Here is a 1006-nt window from a genome sequence, read left to right as displayed (position 1 = left end):
AAGCGGCTTTGACGTTTGTGAGGAAGTTGGCGACTTCGTGGGCGAGGTCGCTGGAGTGGCGCGACAGCTCCTGGGCGGCGCCGAGCACCTGGGAGGCGGCCGCGGTGGTCTCGCCGGCGCCCTGCTGCACGTCGACGATGCTGCCGGTCACGGCCTCCGTGCCGCGGGCCGCCTCCTGCACGTTGCGGGCGATCTCGGCCGTGGCCGCCCCCTGCTCCTCCATGGCGGCGGCAATCGAGGTGGAGATCTGGCTCATCTCGGTGATCGTGCGGGCGATCTCCTGAATGGCCGCCACCGTCTGCTGGGTGGCCTGCTGCACCGAGCCGATCTGGGCCGAGATCTCCTCCGTGGCCTTGGCCGTCTGCGAGGCCAGCTCCTTGACCTCCGTGGCCACCACGGCAAAGCCCTTGCCGGCCTCGCCGGCGCGCGCCGCCTCGATGGTGGCGTTCAATGCCAGCAGGTTGGTCTGGCCCGCAATGGTGTTGATCAGCTGCACCACGTCGCCGATGCGGCTGGCCGTGGACGCCAGGTCCTGCACGGCCGCGTCGGTGCGGCGCGCGCCCTGCACGGCCCGGTCGGCGATCTGCGAGGACTGCGCCACCTGGGAGGCGATCTCCCGGATGGAGATCGACAGCTCTTCGGTGGCGGCCGCCACCGTCTGCACGTTGGCCGAGGTCTGCTGGGCGGCCGACGAGACGGTGACCGACTGCTGGGTGGTCTGGCTGGCCACCGAGCTCATGGTCTGGGCCGTGGCCTCCATCTCGGTGGCGGCCGAGGACAGGCCCTGCGTCAGGGCCGACACGTTGCTCTCGAAGCGCCGGGTGATCTGGTCCAGCAGCTCGGCCCGGCGCATCTTGGCCTGGTTCTCCACGTCCTGGGCGGCGGCAAGCCGGCGGGCCTCGACGGCGTTGTCCTTGAACACCTGCAGCGAGCGGGCGAGCAGGCCCACCTCATCCCGGCGCTCCGTGCCCGTGACGCTCACGTCCAGATCGCCCTCGGCCAGACG

At 71.2% G+C, this 1006-nt stretch carries 1 protein-coding gene; it reads right to left on the bottom strand.

Annotated elements, in window-relative coordinates; translation table 11 throughout:
• On the bottom strand, positions 1-1006 hold a 1006-nt coding region (locus tag AC0QTX_RS27475; protein ID WP_474606960.1), incomplete at both ends, for a methyl-accepting chemotaxis protein.

It is taken from the genome of Microvirga sp. jy35 (assembly GCF_056148915.1).
The sequence above is the reverse complement of the archived record's forward strand: the minus strand, read 5'-3'. Positions and strand labels throughout refer to the sequence as shown.